The sequence below is a fragment of the gamma proteobacterium SS-5 genome (assembly GCA_009497875.2).
GTDB lineage: Bacteria > Pseudomonadota > Gammaproteobacteria > Chromatiales > Chromatiaceae > Magnetovirga > Magnetovirga frankeli.
Map to the genome: position 1 here is coordinate 1,690,662 of CP032508.2, position 25,084 is coordinate 1,715,745.

General features: G+C 63.6%; 17 protein-coding genes. 12 read left to right on the plus strand and 5 right to left on the minus strand.

What is annotated here, in order from left to right:
- Window position 1 precedes the first annotated feature (1 nt).
- Both D5125_13155 and ligA read left to right on the plus strand, forming a co-directional pair.
- Window positions 2-1,366 carry a hypothetical protein gene (locus tag D5125_13155; protein QFY90352.1) on the plus strand — a complete coding sequence of 455 codons (1,365 nt, stop codon included), beginning with the start codon at window positions 2-4 and terminating at the stop codon, window positions 1,364-1,366.
- A complete protein-coding gene (gene ligA, locus D5125_13160; protein QFY90353.1) occupies window positions 1,363-3,387 on the plus strand; it encodes an NAD-dependent DNA ligase LigA in 2,025 nt (674 codons plus the stop codon). The genes D5125_13155 and ligA overlap by 4 nt, the downstream gene beginning before the upstream one ends.
- Window positions 3,388-3,831: 444 nt before the next feature.
- Here the strand turns inward: ligA and gcvPA are convergent, their stop codons facing one another.
- Window positions 3,832-5,223 (minus strand): aminomethyl-transferring glycine dehydrogenase subunit GcvPA, encoded by a 1,392-nt coding sequence (gene gcvPA, locus D5125_13165; protein QFY90354.1) that lies wholly within the window; start codon window positions 5,221-5,223, stop codon window positions 3,832-3,834.
- 205 nt (window positions 5,224-5,428) lie between these two features.
- Here gcvPA and flgG point away from each other — a divergent pair, with 205 nt between their 5' ends.
- From flgG to D5125_13200, 7 genes are all read left to right on the plus strand, one after another.
- Entirely contained in the window at window positions 5,429-6,214 is a 786-nt protein-coding gene (gene flgG, locus D5125_13170; GenBank protein QFY90355.1) for a flagellar basal-body rod protein FlgG, read from the plus strand.
- A 14-nt stretch (window positions 6,215-6,228) separates the two neighbouring features.
- Complete coding sequence (locus D5125_13175) at window positions 6,229-6,888, plus strand: flagellar basal body L-ring protein FlgH (protein QFY90356.1); 660 nt, start codon at window positions 6,229-6,231, stop codon at window positions 6,886-6,888.
- Between the two features lie 376 nt (window positions 6,889-7,264).
- Window positions 7,265-8,404, plus strand: a complete 1,140-nt coding sequence (locus tag D5125_13180) for a flagellar basal body P-ring protein FlgI (protein QFY90357.1) — start codon at window positions 7,265-7,267, stop codon at window positions 8,402-8,404.
- A 16-nt stretch (window positions 8,405-8,420) separates the two neighbouring features.
- Complete coding sequence (gene flgJ, locus D5125_13185; GenBank protein QFY90358.1) at window positions 8,421-9,419, plus strand: flagellar assembly peptidoglycan hydrolase FlgJ; 999 nt, start codon at window positions 8,421-8,423, stop codon at window positions 9,417-9,419.
- 379 nt (window positions 9,420-9,798) lie between these two features.
- On the plus strand, window positions 9,799-11,880 hold the full coding sequence (gene flgK / locus D5125_13190; protein ID QFY90359.1) for a flagellar hook-associated protein FlgK: 2,082 nt from the start codon (window positions 9,799-9,801) through the stop codon (window positions 11,878-11,880).
- A 6-nt stretch (window positions 11,881-11,886) separates the two neighbouring features.
- Complete coding sequence (flgL, locus tag D5125_13195) at window positions 11,887-12,858, plus strand: flagellar hook-associated protein FlgL (protein ID QFY90360.1); 972 nt, start codon at window positions 11,887-11,889, stop codon at window positions 12,856-12,858.
- Between the two features lie 337 nt (window positions 12,859-13,195).
- Window positions 13,196-14,197, plus strand: coding sequence for an alpha/beta fold hydrolase (locus tag D5125_13200; protein ID QFY90361.1), 1,002 nt, complete (start codon window positions 13,196-13,198; stop codon window positions 14,195-14,197).
- Here D5125_13200 and D5125_13205 read toward each other — a convergent pair.
- On the minus strand, window positions 14,173-14,541 hold the full coding sequence (locus D5125_13205) for a hypothetical protein (protein ID QFY90362.1): 369 nt from the start codon (window positions 14,539-14,541) through the stop codon (window positions 14,173-14,175). The two genes, D5125_13200 and D5125_13205, sit on opposite strands and share 25 nt — an antisense overlap.
- 152 nt (window positions 14,542-14,693) lie before the next feature.
- Entirely contained in the window at window positions 14,694-17,522 is a 2,829-nt protein-coding gene (gene rapA, locus D5125_13210; GenBank protein QFY90363.1) for an RNA polymerase-associated protein RapA, read from the minus strand.
- Window positions 17,523-17,725: 203 nt separating this feature from the next.
- On the opposite strand from rapA, the gene htpG reads away from it, so the two are divergent.
- The 3 genes from htpG (at window position 17,726) to D5125_13225 (ending at window position 21,744) form a co-directional block, all read left to right on the plus strand.
- A complete protein-coding gene (gene htpG, locus D5125_13215) occupies window positions 17,726-19,630 on the plus strand; it encodes a molecular chaperone HtpG (protein ID QFY90364.1) in 1,905 nt (634 codons plus the stop codon).
- A 135-nt stretch (window positions 19,631-19,765) separates the two neighbouring features.
- Window positions 19,766-20,422, plus strand: coding sequence for an HAD-IA family hydrolase (locus D5125_13220; protein QFY90365.1), 657 nt, complete (start codon window positions 19,766-19,768; stop codon window positions 20,420-20,422).
- A 362-nt stretch (window positions 20,423-20,784) separates the two neighbouring features.
- Window positions 20,785-21,744 (plus strand): S49 family peptidase, encoded by a 960-nt coding sequence (locus D5125_13225; GenBank protein QFY90366.1) that lies wholly within the window; start codon window positions 20,785-20,787, stop codon window positions 21,742-21,744.
- Window positions 21,745-21,816: 72 nt separating this feature from the next.
- On the opposite strand, the gene D5125_13230 is transcribed toward D5125_13225, so the two are convergent.
- Window positions 21,817-22,179: a response regulator gene (locus D5125_13230; protein ID QFY90367.1), complete on the minus strand. Its 363-nt coding sequence runs from the start codon at window positions 22,177-22,179 to the stop codon at window positions 21,817-21,819.
- On the minus strand, window positions 22,176-24,956 hold the full coding sequence (locus tag D5125_13235) for a PAS domain-containing protein (protein ID QFY90368.1): 2,781 nt from the start codon (window positions 24,954-24,956) through the stop codon (window positions 22,176-22,178). The genes D5125_13230 and D5125_13235 overlap by 4 nt, the downstream gene beginning before the upstream one ends.
- Between the last annotated feature and the right edge of the window lie 128 nt (window positions 24,957-25,084).

A 25,084-nucleotide genomic window follows, 5' to 3' on the forward strand; every position in this document is an offset into this window, starting at 1 on the left:
CATGGACGTTGAACTGTTCCGCCTGCTGCTGCTGATCATTGGCATCCTGTTCCTGCTCGGCATCTATTTCTGGGACCGGCACAAGCGCATCAACGAGGAGATCGTCCTCAATCGCCGCACGGTAGAAAAGTCGCGTCAAGGCCAGGACCAGCACCCGCGCCAGAAGCAGCGGCAAACGGGCCAGCAGGCGCAGCCCCCTGCCCAGAGCACCGCACCTGCCGAGCTCAGCGACTGGGACGACGGCGACAGCGATCTGGCGGAAGACTTCTACACCCCCAGCCAGCCCGCCGGGCAGACAGTTCAGCCCCAATCAGACCCCAATGCCAACCAGGGTTTTCTCGGCCTGCTCAAGCGCCAGGGCGAGGCCCAGGCCGCAGTACCCGCCCAGCGCGAGCGCCAGGAGCCCTCCCTCTACAGCCGCCCCAGTCCAGCGGGCCGAAGCACGGCCCCAGCCGCAATACCCGATATCCAACCCGCCGAGCACAGGCCCCTGGAGGAACTCTCGGAGCTGGACCCCGAGGTGCTGGAGCAGGACCGCGCCCTGCTGCGCGAAGAGCTGGCCGAAGACGACCGCCGCGAGCCCTGGCTGGCAGGGGGGCTGCTGCAGGGGGATGATGCAGAGCCCCGGGACCTGGAGCCAGAGTTGGATCGAGAGCCAGAGCCAGAATTGGATCCAGAGCCGGGGCAGGTGCCAGAACAGGCACCAGAACAGGAGCCAGCACAGCTGCCCGAACCGGCCATGCCCAAAGGTCCAGATGCCCAGGTGGGGCGCGATCTACCCCTGCGCGATACCGAGGCGCTGGACCTGCAACCCGAGCTGGAAGAGCCCGAGCCGCTAGAGCCCCAGGCCGCGCCCGCCAGCGCCAGCATCGAACCCGTTGCCGAGGAGCCCATCCTCGCCCCCCTGGCCAAGGACCTGCCGCAGCTGTTGGTGCAGATCAGCCTGGTAGCCCGGGGCGCCTTCCTCGAAGGCACCGAGATCCTCGACGCGGCGCGTGCCCTGGACCTCAAACCCAGCCGCCGACAGGTGTTTCACCGGGTCGATCCGGCCTGCAACGAGGTGGTCTATAGCATGGCCAGCATGGTCGAGCCGGGCACCTTTCCGCTGCATGACATGAGCGACTTCGCCACCCCTGGCGTCACCTTCTTCATGCAGTTGCCCTGTTCCCTGGAGGGCACCAAGGCGTTTGAGGACCTGCTCGACACCGCCCACAGCATGGCCGATCTGCTCAACGCCGAGCTGCAGGACGAGAATCACAACCTGCTTTCGCGCCAGGCCATGGAACACAGCCGCAGCCAGGTGCAGGAACACGCCCGCCAGGTACAGCTGGCGCTCAAGCGCAGGGGCAAGGGCAGACGGCGATGAAGGATCAACCGGCCGAGCAAATAGACCAGCTGCGGCGGCAGATCGAGGGGCACAACTACAGCTACTACGTCCTCGACGACCCCCAGATCCCCGACGCCGAATACGACCGCCTGTTTCGCCAGCTGCAGCAGCTGGAGGCGGAGCACCCGGAGCTGGTGCGGCCCGATTCTCCGACCCAGCGGGTAGGGGCGGCACCCTTGGCTAAGTTCGCCGAGGTGGTCCACGCCCGGCCCATGCTGTCGCTGAACAACGCCTTTGATGAGGCCGAGATGGCGGATTTTGACCGCCGTGCCCGCGAGCGCCTGGCCAGTCCCGGTCCCCTGGTCTATCTGGCCGAGCCCAAGCTCGATGGCCTGGCGATCAACCTGCGCTATGAGCAGGGTCGGCTGGTGCAGGCCGCCACCCGGGGCGATGGCAGCAGCGGCGAGGATGTCACCCAGAACATACGCACCCTGGCCAGCATCCCCCTGCGCCTGCTCGGCCAAGGCTGGCCCGAGGTGCTGGAGGTGCGCGGCGAGGTGTTCATGCCCCGAGCGGCCTTTGAGCGGCTCAATCAGCAGGCCCGAGAGCAGGGCAGCAAGGGCTTCGCCAATCCGCGCAATGCCGCCGCCGGCTCCCTGCGCCAGCTCGATCCCCGCATTACCGCCAACCGCGCCCTGGCCTTTTACGCCTACGGCCTGGGTGAGGTCAGCGGCGAGCGCCTGGCCGACAGCCAAAGCGCCAGCCTGGCCCGCTTGCGTGACTGGGGCCTGCCGATCTCGCCGGAACAGCGCCGGGTGGAGGGCCTGGAGGGCTGTCTGGCCTATTACCGACAGATGGGCGAGCGCCGCGATGGCCTGGACTACGACATAGACGGCGTGGTGTTCAAACTCGACGCCCTGGATCAGCAGGAGTGGCTGGGCCAGATCAGCCGGGCGCCGCGCTGGGCCCTGGCCTTCAAATTCCCTGCCCAAGAGGCCCTGACCCGCCTGCTCGGGGTGGATTTTCAGGTCGGTCGCACCGGTGCCCTGACCCCGGTGGCGCGGCTGGAGCCGGTGTTGGTCGGCGGGGTCACGGTCAGCAATGCCACCCTGCACAATATGGACGAGGTGCGGCGCAAGGATATCTGTATCGGTGATCAGGTCATCGTACGCCGCGCCGGCGATGTCATTCCCGAGGTGGTGCGCGCGCTGCCCGACAGCCGCCCGGTCGATGCCCAGGTTATCGAACGGCCCAGCCAGTGCCCGGTATGCGGCTCCGATGTGGTGCAGGCCGAGGGCGAGGCGGTGGCCCGCTGTAGCGGTGGCCTCTATTGCAGCGCCCAGCGCAAGGAGGCGCTGAAACACTTTGCCAGCCGCAAGGCCATGGATATAGAGGGTCTGGGTGATCGCCTTATCGACCAGTTGGTGGAGCAGGGTCTGGTACAGAATCCGGCGGAGCTCTATGGGCTGCAGGCCGAGCAGCTGGTCGGGCTGGAGCGCATGGGGCGGAAGTCAGCGGATAAGCTGCTGGCCGCCTTGGCACGCAGCCGGGATACCCGTCTGGAGCGCTTTCTGTTCGCCCTGGGCATCCGCGAGGTGGGGGAGAGCACCGCCCGCAACCTGGCCCGGCACTTCGGCGACCTTGCCCCCCTGATCGCCGCCAGTGAGGAAGAGCTGCTGCAGATCAGCGATATAGGACCCATAGTTGCCCGCCATATCCACAGCTTCTTTCGACAGGGGCATAACCAGGAGGTGATCCAGGCCCTGCTTGAGGCCGGGATCAGCTGGCCTAAACAGGAGCCCACCCGTCCCGAGCGCCAACCCCTAGCCGGTCAGACCTTCGTCATCACCGGCACCCTCAGCCGCCCCCGCGAGCAGATCAAGGCCGAACTCCTGGCCCTGGGGGCCAAGGTCAGCGGCAGTCTGTCCAAAAAGACCCATTACCTGATCGCGGGCAGCGAGGCCGGCTCTAAATTGGCCAAGGCTCAAGCGCTGGGGGTGCAGGTCATCGACGAGGCCGAGTTGGAAAGGCTAAAGACCGAAGCGGCAGGGTTGCAGTAGTCCAGTCCTCTATCCATAAACCTTACTGCGAAACTCGCGCCAGCGACTGACTTGCCGTGCCGCATGGGGCGGGCCGCGCCTACCGCCAAGCTACAAACCATAAGACTGCCCCTGGCCAGGCCACGGCAGCCACGGGCCGCCCTATGCTCCATGCCCCTTACTGTGAACCTATAAACCGCAGATTACGCCGATTATCGCAGATTAAATTATTTATTTTCATTGGGTTAGAGTGACTTGGCCAGTCACTCGCTGGGTGAGTGGGTGCACTTGGCAAACACACTGAAAAATCTGTGTAAATCGGTGAAATCTGCGGTTCAACTGCTCTTTTTAGGGTGAAACAGCATTGCCGCCGTTCGTCATCCTGGGAGCTCCGAGCGCTGGCTCGGAGGTGCAAAGGGTAGGCGTGGCCCTGCCCGCCTCGCCCCATGATCGTTAGGTTGCACATCAGAACTTCGGTCGCACCGGGCAGGGGGCGCGGGCGTTGATGATGCGCTCCAGCTTCTGCTGATAGTGCTGCATCTCCTCGGCGCTGCGCTTTTCCGTGGCGCAGACCAGCAGGGCGTTGCCCAGCTCCGGGTAGTCGCGGCTGAGGTCGTAGCCGCCGAGTACATTGTGCGCCGCCAGGGCGCGCAGCACATCGCCGACGGCCAGGGGCAGGCGCAGGGCCTGCTCATGGAACATTGCGCCGCTGAACAGGGGCTCGACGCCCTTGACCTGGCACAGCAGCTGGACCAGCTGTTGGGTGTTGGCGTGACAGGCAGCGGCGGTGTTGGCCAGGCCGTTGAAGCCGAGCAGGCTTAAGTGAATGGTGGCGGCGGTGACCATCAGGCCCTGATTGGTGCAGATGTTGGAGGTGGCCTTGGAGCGGCGGATGTGCTGCTCACGCGCCTGTAGGGTGAGGCTGAAGCCGGGGTTGCCGTCCAGATCCAGGGTGCGGCCGACGATGCGCCCCGGCATCTGCCGCACATGGCGCTGGCGACTGGTGAGAAAGCCGAAATAGGGCCCGCCGGAGCTGAGCGGTATGCCCAGGGGCTGACCCTCGCCACAGCAGATGTCCACCCCCGCAGCACCCCATTCCCCCGGCGGCTTGAGCAGCGCCAGCGACAGGGGGTTGACCACGCCAATGCTGATGGCCTGCTGCGCCAGGGCCCAGTCGGCCAGCTCATCCACCTCTTCCAGCACGCCAAAGAAATTCGGCTGGGCTATGACCAGCGCGGCAATGTCCTCGCCGGCGTAGGGTGCCAGCGCGGCGGGATCGGTACGGCCCGTGGCCGCGTCAAAGGGCAGTTCAATCAGCTCAACCCCCTGCTGGCGGACTATGCTGGCGACGCTGCGGCGATAGGCGGGATGCAGGCTGCGCGGCAACAGTACCCGGCGCGATTGGGACTTGCGATTGAGCCGCAGCGCCATGAGGATGGCCTCGGCCAGGGCGGAGGCTCCGTCGTAGAGGGAGGCGTTGGACACCTCCATCGCGGTCAGGGCGGTCATCATCGATTGGAATTCGTACAGCAGCTGCAGGGTGCCCTGGCTGGCCTCGGCCTGATAGGGGGTGTAGGCGCTGTAAAACTCGCCGCGGCTGGCCAGCTGCCAGACCGCCGCGGGGATGTGATGATCGTAGGCGCCGGCGCCGATGAACAGCAGGCCACCGGCATCGGCCCGCGCCCGTTGCTGCAGCAGCCGACCGACCTCCATCTCGCTCAGGCCAGGGCCCAGCTCGGCAAGGGTGCCACAACGCAGTTCGGCGGGGATCTCATCAAACAGCTGATCGATGCGCTCGACGCCGATGACGCCAAGCATGGCCGCCACCTCGGCCTGGGTGTGGGGAATAAAGGGCATCTCAGATCCTGACCCGGCATGGCCGGAAGCAATGGTTGTATCGGGAGCACACAGGAGTGACAGTTTAACCCAGAAGCCTCGGTTGGTCGGAGTGGAGGCCCTCTGTGAGTCCCCTGTCATCGGAATTCTATCCGCGTCGTGCGAGATTTTTTGGCACGATGAATGCAAAGCTCTGAGTGAATGATCACTTGAAGAGGACAATGCCATGTTTCCGGCACTTTGGACCGCAAAAACCGGTCTTGACGCCCAGCAGACGAAGATGACGGTTATTTCCAATAACCTGGCCAACGTCGCGACCACGGGTTTCAAGCGCGATCGGGCTATCTTTGAAGACCTCATCTACCAGAACCGCCGTCAGGTGGGCGGCTTGGCCGATCAGAACAACACCCTGCCATCCGGCCTGCAGACCGGCACCGGCGTGCGCGTGGTGGCGACGGAAAAGATCCACACCCAGGGCAACCTGCAGCGCACGGAAAACTCCCTGGACATGGCGGTGCAGGGCAACGGCTATTTCCAGATCAGCTACCCCGACGGCACCATCGCCTACACCCGCGATGGCACCTTCCAGCGCAATGCCGAGGGCGAGGTGGTTACCTCCAACGGCATGTTGCTGGAGCCGGCCATCACCATCCCGGACAACGCCACCAGCATCAGCATTGGCTCGGATGGCGTGGTCACCGTGTCCATCGCCGGCGAGGCCGATGCGACCAATCTGGGCACCATCCAGCTGGCCACCTTCATCAATCCAGCCGGTCTTGAGCCCATTGGTCAGAACCTGTTCCGCGAGACCGCCGCCAGCGGCGCGCCGGCGGTGGCCAACCCCGGCGAGGAGGACACCGGCACCCTGCTGCAGGGCCATCTGGAAAGCTCCAACGTGAACACAGTGGAGGAGTTGGTGGGCATGATCGAGACCCAGCGGGCCTATGAGATGAATTCCAAGGCCATATCCAAATCCGACGAGATGCTGGGCCAGTTGACGCAGCGTCTGTAATTGAGGCCACTTGAATGAATAAGCTGATGTTTACCGCCCTGTTCAGCGCTGGCCTGTTGGTCGGCTGCAACAACATGGCGCCCAAGCGCGATCCCCTCTACGCCCCGGCCATGCCGGTGGTGCAGAAGGAGCCGCCCACGGGTAATGGCGCTATCTACCAGGCCGGCCATGGCATGACCTGGTTTGAGGACCTGCGCGCACGCCGGGTGGGCGATCTGCTCACTGTGCGTCTGGTGGAAAAGACCAGCGGCAGCAAGGTGGCCGAGACGGCGGCGGACAAGACCTCGTCCACCACCGTGGGCGTGCCCAATGTGCTGGGCATGAGCCCGGACAAGCTGTCCGCCAGCATGAGTTCCACCCATGCCTTTGATGGCAGCGGCGACAGCAAGCAGAGCAACAGCCTGAGCGGCGAGATCACGGTCACCGTGGTGGAGGTGCTGCCCAATGGCAACATGATGATCCGGGGTGAAAAGCGCATCGGTATCAACCAGGGCAACGAGTACGTCAAGATCTCCGGCATCGTTCAGCCGCAGGACATAGACGCCAACAATACGGTGCCCTCGACCAAGATCGCCGATCCCACCATCGTCTATGTGGGTGACGGTCCGGTGAGTGAATCCAACAGCATGGGTTGGCTGGCACGCTTCTTCATCGGCGCCTTGATGCCTTTCTAGCGCGGGACTCGGAAATCGCCACGGATGTTTCACCCTAAAAAGAGCATTTGGCCACAGAGCCACAGAGCACACAGAGAAAAATTAATGTGTTGGAACGCGAACATTCAATACCTTCTAGGTGAGCCTGGTCTGATAGGTAACTCTTTGAAACAACTCTGTGATCTCTGTGTCTCTGTGGCTTAACTGAGGAATATAGGTTCACACGAACTGCCAGCCCCCTGATGGGCGGCAGGGCATAGGGCGGCCCGTGGCCGCCGCGCCCTGGCCAGGGACAAGCCTGATGGCTGTGGCCTGGCGGCGGGCGTGGCCCGCCCTATGCGGCACGGCAAGCCAGTCGCTGCCGCAGGTTTTACAGTAAAAGTAACAGGAGAAGATCATGTACAGCCTATCCAGCCCTAATACCGGCAACAGGGGCAAGATCCTGCCGCTGTTGGCAGTCTTGGCCCTGGCCCTGCTGGCCGCTCCGGTGCAGGCGGAGCGGATCAAGGACCTGGCCTCGGTGGCCGGGGTGCGCAGCAATCAGCTGTTGGGCTACGGCTTGGTGGTGGGCTTGGACGGCTCCGGCGATAAGGTCAACTCCTCGCCCTTCACCGAGCAAAGCCTGAAAAGCCTGCTCACCCAGCTGGGCATAGCCGCGCCCGCCGGGCTGAAGATCAACCCCAAGAACGTGGCGGCGGTGATGGTGCATGCCGACCTGCCGCCCTTTGCCAAGCCCGGTCAGCAGATCGATATCACTGTGTCCTCGGTGGGGGATGCCAAGAGCCTGCGCGGCGGCAGCCTGCTGATGACGCCGCTGAAGGGTGCCGATGGCCGGGTCTATGCCGTGGCCCAGGGCAATCTGGTGGTGGGCGGCCTGGCCGCTCAGGGCAATGACGGCTCCAAGATCACCGTCAACATCCCCAGCGTGGGGCGCATTCCCGGTGGCGCCACCGTGGAGCGCATGGTGGCCAACCCCTTCAATGATTCGGATAACCTGATCTTCAACCTGCATCGGGGGGATTTCTCCACCGCCCGTGCGGTGACCGATGCCATCAACCAGGCCATAGGCCCCGGTACCGCCAAGCCGATCGACGCCACCTCCATCAGCGTGCAGGCACCCAGGGATGCCGGTCAGCGGGTCTCTTTCATGGCCATGCTGGAGAATATCGAGGTCAAGCCCGGCGCGGCAGCGGCCAAGATCATCGTCAACTCGCGCACCGGTACCGTGGTGATCAACAGCCAGGTGCGGGTCAGCCCGGCGGCGGTGTCCCATGGCAGCCTGACGGTGACCATCAAGGAGAATCTGGATGTGTCCCAGCCCGCGCCCCTGAGCGAGGGCGAGACGGTGGTCACGCCCAATTCCGATCTCTATGTGAACCAGGGTGCCAACCGCATGTTTGTATTCGACCCCGGCGTGAGCCTGAATCAGGTGGTGCAGGCGGTGAATCAGGTGGGCGCGGCACCGAGCGATCTGGTGGCCATTCTTGAAGCCCTGAAGCAGGCCGGCGCCCTCAACGCCGAGCTGATTGTGATCTAGGGCTGGAGCAGCCGTCATGGCCGTAGCGGATGTCTCTGTCTATACCGAATTCTCCGGCCTGACCGCGCTCAAGGCGCAGGCGGCCAAGGACCCGGACGCGGCCCTGGATGAGGTGGCGCGTCAGTTCGAGGCCATGTTCCTGCAGCAGATGCTCAAGGAGATGCGCAAGGCCAGCCCCGGCGATGGCCTGTTTGACAGCAGCCAGACCCAGTTTTACCGGGAGATGTACGACCAGCAGCTGGTGCAGCACCTGAGCAAGAGCGGCGGTATTGGCCTGACCGAGGTGCTCAAGCGCCAGCTGGGCGGGGCGCAGGAACCGGCCCTGGCGGCGCGGGAGGGGCTGGATAGTCTGCCCCTGCTGGCCGGTCAGAGCCCCTCCATGCCCCTGCAGGGGGCCATGCAGGCCGGACCGCTGGCGCTGGATAACCGGATTCACCCCGGTCTGAGACGAGCGCCCATGGGTGGCCCGACCTCGACCGGGGCAGGGCAGCCGTCGCCATCGGCCAGCGCGCCCAGCGCGGCTGGGGTGGAGTCAGAGGCACCCTTCGCCAATGCGGCGGATTTTGTCCAGCGTCTGCGCCCCCATGCCCAGGAGGCGGCGGCCAGGTTGGGGGTGGAGCCGGATGTGCTCATCGCCCAGGCGGCGCTGGAGAGCGGCTGGGGCAAGCGCCAGATCAGCCATGCCGATGGCGGCACGGCGCACAACCTGTTCGGCATCAAGGCCGACCGCAGCTGGCAGGGGGACAAGGTGGCGGTATCTACCCTGGAGTACGAGGGCGGCGTGGCGGTACGCAAGACCGAACCCTTCCGCGCCTACGCCAGTTATCGCGAGAGCTTTATGGATTACGCCAATTTTATTCAGTCCAACCCGCGCTACGGCAAGGCCCTGAGCGTGGCGGACGACCCCAAGGCCTACTTCAGGGAGTTGCAGAAGGCCGGTTATGCCACCGACCCCAAGTACGCCGATAAATTGATCTCGGTGATGCAGGGGCCACAGATGCGGGATGCGGGTTGAGCTAGACTTGTGTTGGGGACGGGGCTCGGGGTTAGGGATTCGAAGAGGGCCTTATGCTCCCCCTCCCACTGGGAGGGGGTTGGGGGGAGGGTGATGATTACTGTGAAATAACACGGGGATTTGCCCCTCATCCTGGGAGCTCCGAGCGCTGGCTCGGAGGCGCAATGGGGCAGGTGTGGCCCTGTCTAACGGCAACCCCGGATTCCGCTGCGCTGCATCCGGGCTACGGGGCTGCCGAGTCCCGAACCCCGAGTCCCGAAGCGGCTAAGAGATGTTTCATGTTCCGGGGTGGTGCTGTCCGCTCCATGTCAGTTGGGGTGAGAGAACAGCCCCCGTATATTTTGATTGTTAACAGTTCAAGGTTGTAAGGAACAACGACATGCCAGACGCACTAGGTATAGGCGTTACCGGGCTCAAGGCCTTTCAGACGAGCCTGAGCACCGTCAGTCATAACATCGCCAACGTCAACACCGAGGGCTACAGCCGTCAGGAGGTGCCTTTGGTCTCGGGTCCGCCCACCAATCAGGGTGGCCGTTGGTCGGGCTCGGGCGTGCGTGATGAACAGGGTATTCGCCGCTTTGAGGAATTCACCGCCAGCCAGGTGACCACGGGTTACACGGTCACCGAGGAGCTATATACCTATGCCCGCTACGCCGAGCGCATCGACAACATGTACGCCGACCCCGAGGTGGGCATGGGACCGGTGCTGCAGAACTTCTTTGATTCCCTGCAGACCCTCTCGGCCGATTCCGGCTCACCAGCGGCCCGTGAACTGGTGCTCAGCGACGCGGAAAACCTGGCGGAGCGCTTCAACGAACTCAACACCCAGACCGAGGCGGTGCGCGATCAGGTGAACGACGCCATCCGCGTTGCCATTGACGACCTGCAGGGCTATGCCGATGCCCTGGCCGAGGTGAATGAGACCATCGCCTTCGTCTCGGCGCAGAATGGCGGCGTGACCCCGCCGGACCTGCTGGATCAGCGCGATAAGATCATCAACGACGCAGCCAAGCTGACCCAGGTCAGCACCGTGTTGCAGGACGATGGCTCCCTGAGCCTGTTCGTGGGCAACGGCGTGCCCCTGGTGGTGGGGGCCACACCCTCGATTATCGGGGCCAGGGTCAGTGAGGCCGACCCCGGCGGCCTGGATATCACCATCAAGACCAGCCCCAACGCCACCGAACAGGTGGTGACCCGGCAGATGACCGGTGGCAGCATCGGCGGCCTGGAGCGCTTTCGTACCGAGATCCTGGATGATGCACAGAATCAGCTGGGCCTGGTGGCCATGGGGGTGGCCGAGCAGATCAACGAGCAGCACAAGCTGGGGGTGGATCTCTATGGCAATTTTGGCCAGGATTTCTTCCGGCCCATGCAGGGCGTGGCCCTGGCGAATGACAATAACAATACCGCCTCGGGCTCCTTTACCGTGGGTATAGAGGATACCAACCACCTGACCGGGGATGAGTTCAGGCTGACTTTCGATGGGACGGATTATGCTCTGAGAAGACTGAGTGACAGCAAGGTGATTTTTAACGGCAATCCCTTGCCGACGGGAGAAATCATGGATGGCACGGATCCCCTGGGCTTCAGTCTGACGCAAACAGGCGGCCTGGCAGCGGGCGACAGCTTCCTCATCCGCCCCACCCGCAACGGTGCCCAGGATATCCGCCTGAATCTGCACGACACCAATCTGGTGGCGGCGGCGGCACCCGTGGTGGGTGAGCCCAATGGGGATATTGCCAATCTGGGCTCGGGCCTGATGTCCCAGCCGGTGCTTTCGGCGCGGGATGAGACACTCCATGCGCCCCTGTCCAGTTGGCCAGCTGGTGTGCAACTGGTGCTGGAGTTTGATAATAGTGCGCCCGGCAATCCTGGTTTTTCGGTTTCAGCCCTAGATGCAGCTGGCAACCCTGTCCCAGCCGTTCTCACTCCTCCGGTAACTGTACCACCGATCGCGGCCACTCCTTTTGTTTCTTACGATCCGGCAACTGATAGTGGTTCGACGCTGAATATTCAAACCAGTATCGGTGAGCTCAGCTTCACCATGAAGGGTACCCCGGCCTATGACGGGGCAGCAATTCCGCCAGCAGGGGATTCGTTTAACATCGACTTGAATCTCGACGCCAACGGCAACGCCCCCATCGCCGACAACCGCAATGCCGTGCTCATGGCGGAGATGAACAACACCCAGACCATGCTGGATGGCAATGCCACCTTTACCGGCACCTTCTCCCGCGCCGTGGCCTCGGTGGGTACCAATGTACGTCAGGCGGAGATCGCCTACACCGCCCAGGAGGGGCTGCTGCAGCAGGCCAAGTCGGCCCATGCCGAGGTCTCCGGGGTCAATCTGGACGAGGAGGCGGCCAAGATGATGCGCTTTCAGCAGGCCTATCAGGCGGCGGCCCAGATCATCACCGTGGCCCGCTCACTGTTCGATACCCTCATCGGTGCTGTCAGGTAGGCCGTCATGCGCATAGGAACCCTGTTCTTCAACGAACGCATCACCAACGACATGCTGCATGCCCAGACGCAGCTGGCCGATACCCAGTTGCAGCTGTCCACCGGGCGGCGCATCGTCACCCCATCGGACGACCCCTCCGGTGCCAAGGCGGTGCTGGATACGGAAAAATTTCAGACCACCACCGAGCAATACCAGGAAAACATTGCCCAGATCACGCCCCGCCTGGAGCTGGAGGAGACGGTGCTGGCCAACGCCGACGACATCATGCAGCGGGTACGGGAGCTGGCCATCCAGGGGGCCACGGATGTCTATTCGACCCTGGACAAGGGCTTTATCGCCGATGAGATCGACCAGCTGCTGGAGCAGATGAAGGGCCTGGCCGGTACCAAGGATTCCAATGATGAATACCTGTTTTCCGGCTTCGATCGCAAGACGGCGCCGATCAACGATACGTCGATCTACCCGCCGCAGATCGATCAGACAACCGGTCTCTACAGCTCCAATTTCACCTATGAGGGTGATCAAGGCAGCCGCAAGGTGCCCATCTCCGCCAATCGGCAGGTGTTGGATGTGGAGAACGGCCATGAGGTATTCTTTTTCCGGGAGAGAGACCTGGTAAACAATACGGTTACTCAGAAGAGCGTGTTTGAAAGTATCTACAATCTATCGGCCGCACTGCGGACAGACCCAACCGCAGCAGTGCAACCGGACATGGACGCTGTTATTGCGGATATCGAGGCCTCCATGGATCAGCTCACCTCGGTGCGCAGCAAGGCCGGTGCCCGCCTGTCCACTATAGAGCAGCAGGAGAGCGCCAATGCCGATTTTATCCTCAACTACGAATCACAGCTGGCAACCATTCGCGACCTGGACTACGCCGAGGCCATCACCCGCCTGAACCGCGACACTACGGCACTGGAAGCGGCGCAAAGCTCCTACGTCAAGATCCAGGGTCTGACCCTGTTCAATTACCTCTGAGCCTGAACCCGAGCCGCTCTTGTTCCCTTTCCCCTTTTTACTGTGAAAGTCGCGCAGCGTTCGTTTGCCCCCTCCCTCCGGGAGGCGACTGCACGGCCACCGATGACTGGATCACCGGTGGCCTTGGCGGTCGGGAGGGATCAGGGGCAAGACGACTTTCATCTTCTGGGGTGGCCATCTTGCCCCATGATCGTTAGATTAAGTCTTCACTCAGTCCACCCAGAAGGTACCCAATGTTCAGGCTTCAACAGGTTGATCTTTACTCTGTGGCTAAATGTCCTTCACTAAATTGATCAGGCCAAGGTCAAAGGGCTGGGGCGGGAAGGGGCTCAGGGGGATGAGCAAGTGGTGGTGGCTGGGCCTGGGCCTGCTGGCGCTGCTGCTGGGTCAGTGGCTGCTGGATGCCTATCGCGAGGAGGAAAAACAGCTGCGCGGCGAATGGCGCGAGGGCCTGCTGCAGCGTTTTCCCGAGCAGGCCGAGCAGTTGCGCCAACGCTACGGCCTGAGGCCCTGGGGGCAGGCGGCAGCGGCCCGGCAGGGGCGTGCCCTGGTGCTGATCCACGGCCTGGATGACCCCGGCAAGGTGTGGATGAACCTGGCTCCGGCCCTGTTGCAGGCAGGCTTTGCGCCCTGGATCATGCACTACCCGGACGATCAGCCCATCAGTGAATCGGCGCAACTGCTGGCCGAACAGTTGCAGTGGCTCAAGGCGCAGGGAGTAGGGCAGCTGGACATAGTGGCGCACAGCATGGGCGGGCTGGTCAGTCGGGAGCTTTTGACCCATCCCCGTTGGCGTGATGCCGACCTGCCTCGGGTGGATCAGCTGATCATGCTGGGTACGCCCAATCAGGGCTCGGAGTTGGCCCGTTTTCGGGGCCTGGCGGAGTGGCGTGACCAGTTCGCCGAGCTGCTCAGCGGTGATTTTCACTGGCTGGGGTTCATCTTCGACGGGGCCGGCGAGGCGGGCATAGACCTGCTGCCGGGTAGCCGCTTTCTGCAACGGCTCAATGCCCGGCCCAACCCGCCCCATACCCGCTTGACGGTGATCGCCGCCGAGCTGGGCAAGGCGGATCGGCAGCGGCTGATGCAGCTGGCCCGGTCGGACGAACACCTGGCCTGGCTGGAGCCGCTGGCCAGCTCCCTGGGCAACGGCCTGGGGGATGGGCTGGTGACGGTGGGTTCGGCCCGCTTGCCCGGTGCCCGGTTCTATCTGCTGGAGGGCAGCCATCTGTCCATGATCCGCAACCTGCTGGAATCCAGCCCGCGTATCCCGCCCGCCGTACCCCTGGTACTGAGGCTGCTGCAGGAGGGCGCTCAGACGATGACGTCTATGCCCTGACCGCGCCTTGAGGGCTGCTTGCGCTGGGCCTCACGGTCTTCCTGCCGACGCAGCTGGGTACGCCGCTCGTGCTGGTCGCGGGTATCCAGCAGGGGGCTGTCCGGTTCTTGCTGGCGGTCTTCATCCTCACCCTGTTCTGTCTCTTTGCGCGCATCCTGGCCCTGGCGGCGCTGGGTCAGACGCCGGTCCTCATGCTTGCGCGCCTCATGCTCGCGCTCTTCGTCGATGGCATGTACGGCAAAGGGGGCCTCGGTGGCGGCCACCGGTTTTTGCGCCCGGCGCAGGGCCTTGGGCGGGTTCAGGGCCGCAATGCGGGCATCGTCATTGATATCGGTAATACGCATTTTGATCCTCCTTGCCTAAACCATAGCTCAAAAATACAGAATACAGAAGGCAGAGGACAGGGGACAGAAGACAGAGTGCTGAGCTGCCAGGTTGATTGATCTGTCGCGTAGCGACGCAAAATTCTGTCCTCTGTCTTCAGGCTGAAGGCCGACTATACCGCAACCAACAGGCGCAGGGCGTCCAGGTGGACCTCGGCGTTTTCTATGGCCTTGAGCACCTGTTCCAGCTCCTGGCGGAAGTGGTCGATCTCGGTCTGGCGCACGTTGGGGTTGCTCTGCTGCAGGGCGATGAGGCGGTCGATTTCGGCCCCCAGGGTCTGTTCGGCCTGCTGGCGGGCCTGTTCGATCAGCTTGGGCGTCTGTTGCAGCAGGGCCTGCTCGGCGCTGTCCAGCAGGGGCTGGAGCAGGGGGGTGCAGGTCTTGATCAGCTGTCTGGCCTGCTCCCGGTTGATGGACTTGCGCTTTTCCCGGATCAGCTCCGGTGTGATCTGCCGACCCAGGCTGCGGCCCTGGGGGTCGAGCAGCAGGCGCAGCGGGGTAGGGGGCAGGTAGCGACTGACCTGTAGATGGCGCTCGGCGCTGGCCTGTAGCAGGAAGATGCATTCGATCATCGGCGTGCCCGGCTTGAGGCCGCATTTCTCCAGGCTGCACAGGCTGCTGTTGCCGAAACCGCTGCCGCAGATGGCCTCCATGGCCGATTCCAGCAGGGGATGCTCCCAGCTCAGATAGGCCAGCTGCTCGTTGGCCAGGGCGCAGGCGCGGTCGCTGGTGCAGGCCAGGCCGTCTTCGGTCAGGCCGGGGAACAGGCCCTCGGGGGTGCGTTGGCCGGGGCGCAGCAGAAAGGACTGGGCGCTGAGCGGGGTGCTGTCGATGTCGAAGCCGTCGAACAAATGCTCCAGGTAGTTGACCAGCTGGATCGGCTGCTGCTCGGCCTTGGCCTGTTGCAGCAGCCCCTCGGCCAGGTGCGGTCGGCAGGAGTTGTACTCCAGCAGGGGGTCGCGGCCCCGGCGCAACTCCTCGCTCAGCTGGGCATGGCGCTGACGTGCCCGCTCGATCAGCTCATCCAGGCCCTCGCCGACATCAAGGGCCAGCAGCAGGTCCTCGCGCAGTTCGTCGAACACCAGCTGGCTGGCCGGGCTGCTCTGCTCAAAGGCATTCAGCCCCTCGTGATAAAACCGCGCCAGCCAGTGCTGTGGGCTGGCCTGGGGGTAGGGCAGGTGGATCTGGATGTCCTTGCGCTGACCGATGCGGTCCAGGCGGCCGATGCGTTGCTCCAGCAGACCGGGGTTCAGCGGCAGGTCGAACAGGATCAGGTGATGGGCGAACTGGAAGTTGCGCCCCTCGCTGCCGATCTCGGAACAGATCAGCAGGCGGCAACCGCCCTCCGGGTCGGCGAAGAAGGCGGCGGCGCGGTCGCGCTCCAGCAGGCTCATGCCCTCGTGGAACAGGGCGGCCTGCAGGCCGATGCGTCGGCGCAGGGATTCGGCCAGGCGCTCGGTGGTGTCGGCCTGGGCGGTGATCAGCAGGACCCGGTGCGGATACAGCCAGCGCAGTTGCTCGATCAGCCAGTCGATGCGGGTGTCCAGCCGGGGATTGGCGCTGGCCGGGTTGGCCGCTTCATCCAGGAGGGCGGCGGGATTGTCCAGCGGGTAGAGGCTCAGGCGACGCTGGGGGAAGCCCCGGATGGCGCGGCGGCTGTTGCGGAACAGCACACGGCCGGTGCCGTGGCGATCCATCAGGTGGTCCATCAATTCACGCCGGGCTTGTAGCTGTGGGGCCTCTGCGCTACCCGCTTCGGCGGGCGGCTCAAGCACCCGCGCCAGCAGCGCCTGGTTGTCGCCCTCGCCCAGGGTGCCGGCCAGCAGGGTCCGGTCCGCCGGGCTGAGGGGCCTGTTCTCCAGCAGGCTGTGCAGGCAGTGGGCGATGGGGGCGTAGGCGCTCTCCTCGGCCAGGAAGCCGTCCAGGTCATGAAAGCGATCCGGGTCGAGCAGGCGCAGATGGGCGAAGTGGCTGGCCTTGCCCAGCTGTTCCGGGGTGGCGGTGAGCAGCAGCAGGCCCAGGGTGCGGGCGGCCAGTTGTTCCACGCAGCGGTATTCGGCGCTGGCCCCTTCCGGTGACCAGCGCAGGTGATGGGCCTCGTCCACCACCAGCAGGTCCCAGCCGGCGGCCTGGGCCTGTTCCAGGCGCTCTGGGCTCTGGCTGAGGAAGTCGATGCGGGTCAGGATCAGCTGCTCGGCGTGGAAGGGGTTGGCCGTCTCGCCATCGGCATCGATCGCCTGGCAGCGTTCTTCGTCGAACAGGCTGAAGCGCAGGTTGAAGCGGCGCAGCATCTCCACCAGCCATTGGTGTTGCAGGCTCTCGGGCAGCAGGATCAGCACCCGACTGGCGCGCCCGGTCAGCAGCTGTTGATGCAGGATCATGCCCGCCTCGATGGTCTTGCCCAGGCCCACCTCGTCGGCCAGCAGTACCCTGGGCGCGTAGCGGCGTGATACCTCGCGGGCGATGTAGAGCTGGTGCGGGATCAGGCTGGTGCGGCCACCGGTCAGGCCGCGCAGGGGCGAGCGCATCAGACGATGGCGCAGGCGGTGGGTCTGATAGCGCAGCTCGAACCAGCCGTTGCGGTCGTAACGGCCGCCAAACAGGCGATCCGCCGGGCGGTTGAGGCGTATGCGATGATCCAGCTGGGTCTCCGGCAGCACCGCCTCGCTGCCGTCCTCGCGGCTGCCCAGATAGCAGGCCAGGCCATCAAGAAATTCCACCGATTCTACCTGCAGGGCCCAACCCTCGGCGCTCAGGGCCTGATCCCCCACGGCGAACAGCACCCGGCTCAGGGGCGGGTCGCGGCGGGCATAGGTGCGGCTTTCGCCACAGGCAGGGAAGTCAAGGCTGAGGGTACGCGCATCCAGCGCGGTAATCAGGCCCAGACCGAGTTCGGGCTCGGCATCACTGACCCAGCGTTGACCGGGTGAAAAATCGTCCATTCAGGCTCCAAGGGGGTAAGCGATTGATCAAAAAAATTATTCCAGATGTCGAGTCACGGGTTCCTAGTCCCGAGTCCCCGCTTTCAGGCCAATGGTACCGAAAACACCGTACCGATGCGCAGCGGGTTTGGACTTGAATTCTGACTGAACAGACCCATCTCCTGGCCATCGTTTTTCACCCACTTGCAGAGGATGTACCCCAGATGACGGTAGAAGCCCATAAAGAGACCCTGAGTTTTCAGGCCGAGGTGAGCCAGGTGCTCAACCTGGTGATCCGCTCCCTGTACAGCAACAAGGAGATCTTCCTGCGCGAGCTGATCTCCAATGCCTCGGATGCCGCCGAGAAGCTGCGCTTTGAAGCACTCACCGACGATGCCCTGTACGAGGGCGATGCCGAGCTGCGCATCCGCGTCAGCTTCGACAAGGACGCCAACACCCTGACCATCGGCGACAACGGCATCGGCATGAGCCGCCAGGAGGTGACCGAGACCATAGGCTCCATCGCCAGCTCCGGCACCAAGAAGTTCCTCGAATCCATGACCGGCGATGCCAGCAAGGACAACGCCCTGATCGGTCAGTTCGGCGTGGGTTTCTACTCCGCCTTCATCGTCGCCGACAAGGTCACGCTCACCACCCGTCGCGCCGGTCTGGGTGCCGAGCACGGGGTGCGCTGGGAATCCACCGGCGAGGGCGAATACAGCATAGAGACCATCGACAAGCCCAGCCGTGGCACCGAGGTGACCCTGCACCTGAAGGACGACGAGGGCGAATTTGCCGCCGGTTATCGCCTGCGCGGCATCATCGGCAAGTTCTCCGACCACATCGCCATCCCCATCGAGATGCTCGAAGAGGTCTATGGCGAGGAGGCGGAGAAGAAGGAGCCGCAGTGGGAGCAGGTGAACAAGGGCACCGCCCTCTGGCAGCGCAACAAGGCCGATATCACGGACGAGGAATACAACGAGTTCTACAAGCACATAGGGCACGACTTCCAGGATCCGCTGCTGCACATACACAATCGGGTCGAGGGCACCAATGAATACACCGCCCTGCTCTATGTGCCCTCGCGGGCACCCTTCGATCTCTGGGACCGGGAACAGAAGCACGGCGTCAAGCTCTATGTGCGGCGGGTGTTCATCATGGACGAGGCCGACAAGTTGATGCCCAATTATTTGCGCTTCATCAAGGGCGTGGTGGATGCCGACGACCTGCCGCTGAACGTCTCCCGCGAGATCCTGCAACACAACCGCAAGATAGATACCATCCGCAGCGCCAACACCAAGCGCGTGCTGGGCGAACTGGAACGGCTGGCCAAGGAGGATGAGGCCAAGTACGCCGAGTTCTGGCAGCAGTTCGGTCAGGTGCTCAAGGAAGGTCCGGTGGAAGACTTCGCCAACCGCGAAAAGATCGCCGCCCTGCTGCGCTTTGCCTCCACCCAGGGTGAGGGCGACAAACAGAACGTCTCCCTGGATACCTACATCGAACGCATGCAGGAAGGCCAGGAGAAGATCTACTACATCACCGCCGACAGCCTGGCCGCCGCCAAGCACAGCCCCCATCTGGAGGTGTTCAAGAAAAAGAATGTCGAGGTGCTGCTGCTGACCGACCGGGTCGATGAATGGCTGATGTCGCACCTGAACGAGTACAAGGACAATCACTTCCAGTCGGTGGCCAAGGGCGAGCTGGACCTGGGCAAGCTGGCGGATGAAGAGGCAGACAAAGAGGCGGTGGAAAAGGCCGCCGAGGAGCACAAGTCGGTGCTGGAGCAGATCAAGCAAGGCCTGGGCGATGAGGTCAAGGACGTGCGCGTAACCAGCCGCCTGGTGGATTCACCGGCCTGTCTGGTGGTGGAAGATCACGACATGAGCGCCAACCTGGCACGGGTGCTCAAACAGGTCGGTCAGGATGCCCCCATGCCCAAGCCGATCATGGAGATCAACGTCGAACACCCCCTGCTACAGCGGCTGGAGGCAGAGCAGGACGACGAGCGCTTCAAGGAACTGGCCCGCCTGCTGTTCGACCAGGCCCTGTTGGCCGAGGGCGGTCAGCTGGAAGACCCGGCGGGCTTTGTGCACCGGATGAACAAGCTGATGTTGAGCATGGCGAACTGAGGACAGGGGACAGATGACAGATGACAGATGACAGAGGCGCTTCGCGCCAGTTTTTACTTATCTGTCGCGCAGCGACGCAAAAATCCGTCTTCTGTCTTCAGGCAAAAGCTGGCCGCTTCAACACAAAGACAAACAATGAATTACAAACTCTTGGTATTCGATTGGGACGGCACGCTGATGGATTCGGAGGCGCAGATCATTGCCTGTATGCAGGCCGCCTTTGCCGATCTGGACCTGGCCCCGCCCGCTGCCGATCAGATCCGCAACATCATCGGCCTGGGCCTGAGCGAGGCGGTCAGCGCCCTGCATCCCCAGGCCGACGCGGGCCTGGCCGATGCCCTGTTTGGCCGCTACCGGCATCACTTCTTCTCCGAACAGGCCCCCGCCGCTGGCCTGTTTCCCGGCGTGGAGGCGGTGCTCGCCCAGCTGGAGCAGGCCGGTTATCTGCTCAGCGTGGCCACCGGCAAGGGTCGGCGCGGGCTGGATCTGGTGCTGGACAAGACCGGGCTTGGGCGCTATTTCATCGCCACCCGCTGCGCCGATGAGACCTTCTCCAAGCCCCATCCGCAGATGCTGCAGGAGCTGATCGACTACGCCGGGGTGGCGGCCAGCGAGGCGCTGGTGATCGGCGATACCGAATACGATCTGCAAATGGCGATCAACGCCGGCAGCGCCTCCATCGCCGTCTGCTACGGGGTACACGCGCCCGAGCGCCTGCGCCGCTTCAACCCCCTGGCCTGCCTGGATAGCATCGAACAGCTGCCCGACTGCCTGGCGGGGTTGGGCGAATAAAGCCGTCAGCTTTCAGCGGCCAGCCACCTGGGAGCTCCGAGCGCTGGCTCGGAGGCAATCAAATCCGGGTTCCCAGTGGCGAGGCCCCCCGGATTCCGCTGCGCTCCATTCGGGCTACAGGGTTGGCTGGCCGCACCCTCCCCCCAACCCTCGACAGCTGTTCCAGACGCTGTTCTACCTCCTGCATCGGACCTACAGGGAGGTAGGTCATGCCAAATCGATGACTGGATCATCGGTGGCCATGCAGTCGCCTCACGGGGGGAGCAAGAGGCACGAGATGTTACGGTTCTTCTCTGTGTGCTCTGTGGCTCTGTGGCAAAATTTGCATAGGTTGACCACTCCCTAAACCCAAGGAACCCACCATGACCGACAAACAGCCCGATTCCAGTACTGACCTGCACTGGCACCGCCGTGTGCTGGAGGACCTGGCCAATGCCTCGCTCAAGGAACAGCGGGCGGCGCGGCGCTGGGGCATTTTCTTCAAGATCCTGTTTGCCCTCTATCTGATCCTTGGCCTGCTGGCCTGGATCGGCCTGAGCCAGCAGGAGCTGAGCCTGTCCAGCGACAAGCACACCGCCGTGGTGGAGCTCAACGGCATCATCAGCCACGAGTCCGAGGCCTCCGCCGACAAGGTGGTCAAGGGCCTGCGCGATGCCTTCAAGCACAAGGGCACCCAGGCGGTAATCCTGCGCATCAACAGCCCCGGCGGCAGCCCGGTGCAGTCGGCCTACATCCACGATGAGATGCTGCGACTGCGCAAGAAGTACCCCAAGATCCCGCTCTATGCCGTGGTCTCCGACATCTGCGCCTCCGGCGGCTATTACGTGGCGGCGGCGGCGGACAGGATCTACGCCAATGAGTCCAGCATCGTCGGCTCCATCGGTGTGCTGATGAACGGTTTTGGCTTTGTCGGCGCCATGCAGGAGTGGGGCGTGGAGCGGCGCCTGCTCACCGCCGGCGAGCACAAGGGCCTGATGGACCCCTTCTCACCACTGAAGGAGGGCGACAAGGCCCATGTCCAGGGCCTGCTGGATGGCCTCCACCAGCAGTTTATTCAGGCCGTGAAGTCGGGCCGGGGCGAGCGCCTCAAGGGCGGCGATGAGCTGTTCAGCGGTCTGTATTGGAGCGGTCTGGAGGCAAAGAAGCTGGGCCTGGTGGATGAGTTCGGCAGCACCAGCTACGTCGCCCGCGAGGTGGTTGGCGTGGAAGAAACCCTCAGCTTCACCCGCAAGCAGGACCTGATCGAGCGCCTGGCCAAGCGCATGGGCGCAGGCATCAGCCAGGGCCTGCTACAGGCCGTGCAGGAGCTGCAGATTCGTTAGCTGGGGGCGCTGCATTGGGCGGCCCGTGGCCGCCGTGGGCCGGGTACAACTCGGCGATCCCAAGGCGTAGCCCTACTTCAAACAGGCCTCGATCTGGATGAGCAGCTCGTCCACCGAGAAGGGCTTGTTCATGATGGCGTTGGCCCCGAGCATCTCTGAAATATCCAGGTAGCTGTGGCCGAAACGGTCGCCACCGGACATGGCGATGATGGGCACGGGGTCGTGCAGGTCGCGGATCTCGGTCACTATCTCCAGGCCGTTTTTCTCCGGCAGATGGATGTCGGTCAGGATCAGGTCCGGCCGCTCACTCTTGAGCAGGGCCAAGGCATGGCTGCCATCTTCGTCCTGCACCACACGGTAACCGGCCTTCTCCAGCACCAGGGCCAGGCGGGTGCGGGTGGTCTGGTCGTCTTCGATCATCAGAATGGTCTTCACCTTGGCTCCTCTGCGGGCGTCTCTTGGGTGGTGGATAGGGTAGTGCGCAGGGCCGCTGCGATCTCGTTTTGCAGTTGACGCTGGAGTGGCTGCAACTGTTCCAGCAATGCCGCCATTTCCTGTATCAGCCCCTGCTTGGCGGCCTGTTCCAGACGCCGGGCCTGGGTGCAGAAGCGCTCGGCACCCAGGTTGCCTGCCGCGCCCTTGAGCTTGTGCGCCAGGCGCTCGATGGCCTGGGCGTCCTGCCTGCTCACCGCCTGCTCCAGCTGGCGCAGCATCTGTGGCAGGTCGCGCTCCAGTTCCTGTAGTACCAGGGACATTATACCGCTATCGCCCATCATCATCCCTTGCAGGGTTTGAGTGTAATCGAACAGAGGGGCCTGCACCGATGCGGGGTCGGCTGCGGCTGTCTGCTGCGGGCGGGCCGGGGCGGTATCGGCCTGCTGGGCTGCGGGCAGATAGCGTTGCAGGATTTCCTGCAGTCGGCTCGGCTGCATCGGCTTGCTGATGTAGTCGTTCATGCCCGCCTCGATGCAGTCAGCCCGTGCCCCATCCATGGCGTTGGCGGTCATGGCGATCAGCGGGATGCGGTGATTGCGCACCGGGCTTGCCGGGTGGCGTATGCGGCGGGCCGCCTCGTAGCCGTCCATCACCGGCATCTGGGCATCCATCAGGACCAGGTCGTAGTCCGATTGGCTCAGCCTATCCAGGGCCTCCTGGCCGTTGTTGGCGCAGTCGGCGCTGACCCCCATGCGCTTGAGCAGGCCAGTGGCCACCAGTTGATTGGTGGATACGTCATCCACCACCAGCACATGGGCCTGGAAGCGCTTGTGCCGGGCCGGCCCGGCCTGCTCGGCCTCGGTCTTGCCCAGCGTCAGGCAGAGGCTGAACCAGAAGATAGAGCCCTCTCCCGGCTGGCTTTCCACCCCCAGTTTACCGCCCATCAATTCGGCCAGTTGGCGGCTGATGGCCAGCCCCAGCCCGGTGCCGCCGTATTGGCGGGCGGTGGAGCTGTCTGCCTGACTGAAGCGCTGGAACAGACCCGCTTGTTGCTCCTTGCTCATGCCGATACCCGTGTCCTGGACGCGAAATTGCAACCGGCAGCTATCCGCATCCCGTTGCAGCAGCCGACATTCCAGGCGGACAAAGCCCTGAGCGGTGAACTTGATGGCGTTGTTGAGCAGGTTGATCAGGATCTGCCGAATCCGGCCCATATCGCCCAGGTACCACTGGGGCAGGTCATCGGCCAGTTGCAGCTGGAACTCCAGGCCCTTGTCGGTGGCGGGTACGCGCAAAAAGGAGCCAATATCCTGGAACAGGCGCGGCAGGTTGAAGTTGATTGTCTCCAGGCGTAGCTTGCCCGCCTCGATCTTGGAGAAGTCGAGAATGTCGTTGATGATCACCAGCAGGGCCTCGGCGCTGCGCTTGATGGTCTGGGTCATCTCCCGCTGCTGAGGGTTCAGGGGTTGGTCCAGCAGCAGCTCGGTCATGCCGATGACGCCGTTCATGGGGGTGCGGATCTCGTGGCTCATGTTGGCTAGAAACTCGCTTTTGGCCAGACTGGATGCCTCGGCCTTGGCCCAGGCGGCCTCCAGTCGCTGCTCCAGGACTTTGCGTTCGCTGATCTCGGTATGCGAGCCGACCATGCGGTAGGGACGGCCGGAGGGGTTGCGCAGGCACTGGCCCCGGCCCATGATCCAGCGCCAGCCACCGTCCTTGTGGCGCATGCGGAACTCCGCTTTAAAGTCGCTAACCTTGCCGTTGAGGTAGTGATCCAGGTGGTCCAGCAGGGCTTGCAGGTCATCGGCGTGGACCTGGGCCTTGAAGTTATCGAAGCTGCTGTGGAACTCATCATCCCGGTAGCCCAGCTGGGCCTTCCAGGTGGGGGAGAGGAACAGGCTGTTGTTGCCCAGGTCCCAGTCCCAGACGCCGTCGTTGATGCCGTCGAACACCAGTTGCAGGCGCTCTTGCGAGGTCATTAGTTGCTCTTCGGCCTGCTTGCGCTCGGTGATGTCCAGATGGGTGCCCACCATCCACTCCGGGTCGCCCTCGGCGGTGCGGCTGATCAGGCGGCCACGGTCCTCTACCCAGACCCAGCCGCCGGACTTGTGGCGCATGCGTACCTCGCATTCGTAGAGGTCGGATGCGCCGCTGAGATAGGTCTGTAGCCGCTCGGTGGCCAGGTCCCGATCCTCGGGGTGCAGCAGCTCGCTCCAGGTGCTGACATCCGTTGGCTGGAGTTCCTCCAGGTCATGGCCGACGATCTGCGCCCAGCGCTGATTGAACTCGGTGCGGCCGCTGGGGATATGCCAGCGCCAGGTGCCGGCATCGGTGCCCCAAAGGACATGGGCCAGGTTCTGCCGCTTTTCCTCCAACCGCTGTTCCAGCTCGATGCGTTCACTGATGTCGCGGATGTAGCCATGCCAGAGGATGCTGCCATCGGCCAGTTGCTCCGGGCTGGCCTCGCCCTCCAGCCAGAGAATCCGGCCATCGGGCCGGATGATGCGGTGGATATTGGTCCAGGTCGTCAGGTTGCTGGCCGAGATATCGATGGACCTCTGGAGTTCAGGCCGATCCTCGGGGTGGATCATCTGGAATATGGGGCTGGCATCCTGGCTGACCTGTTCCGCCTTCAGGCCGTAGAGATCACCTATGCCCTGGCTGGCGTAGGGTATGCTCAGGTGACCGTCCGGCCAGATCTGGAACTGATAGATCATGCCCGGTATGTGATCGGCGATCTTTTCCAGCCTGTCGGGTGGGTTTTGATTGGGGGTCATCGGGGGGTTATGGCTGGCTGGGCCTTACCCCCCCCCCCCCCGAAACAGGGGGGCAGACGGCGCTTGTGGGGCGCTCTGACCGCATGTTTGAGTGGCTTGCTGGGGTGGAGCATGGGCGCGGGCCGTGA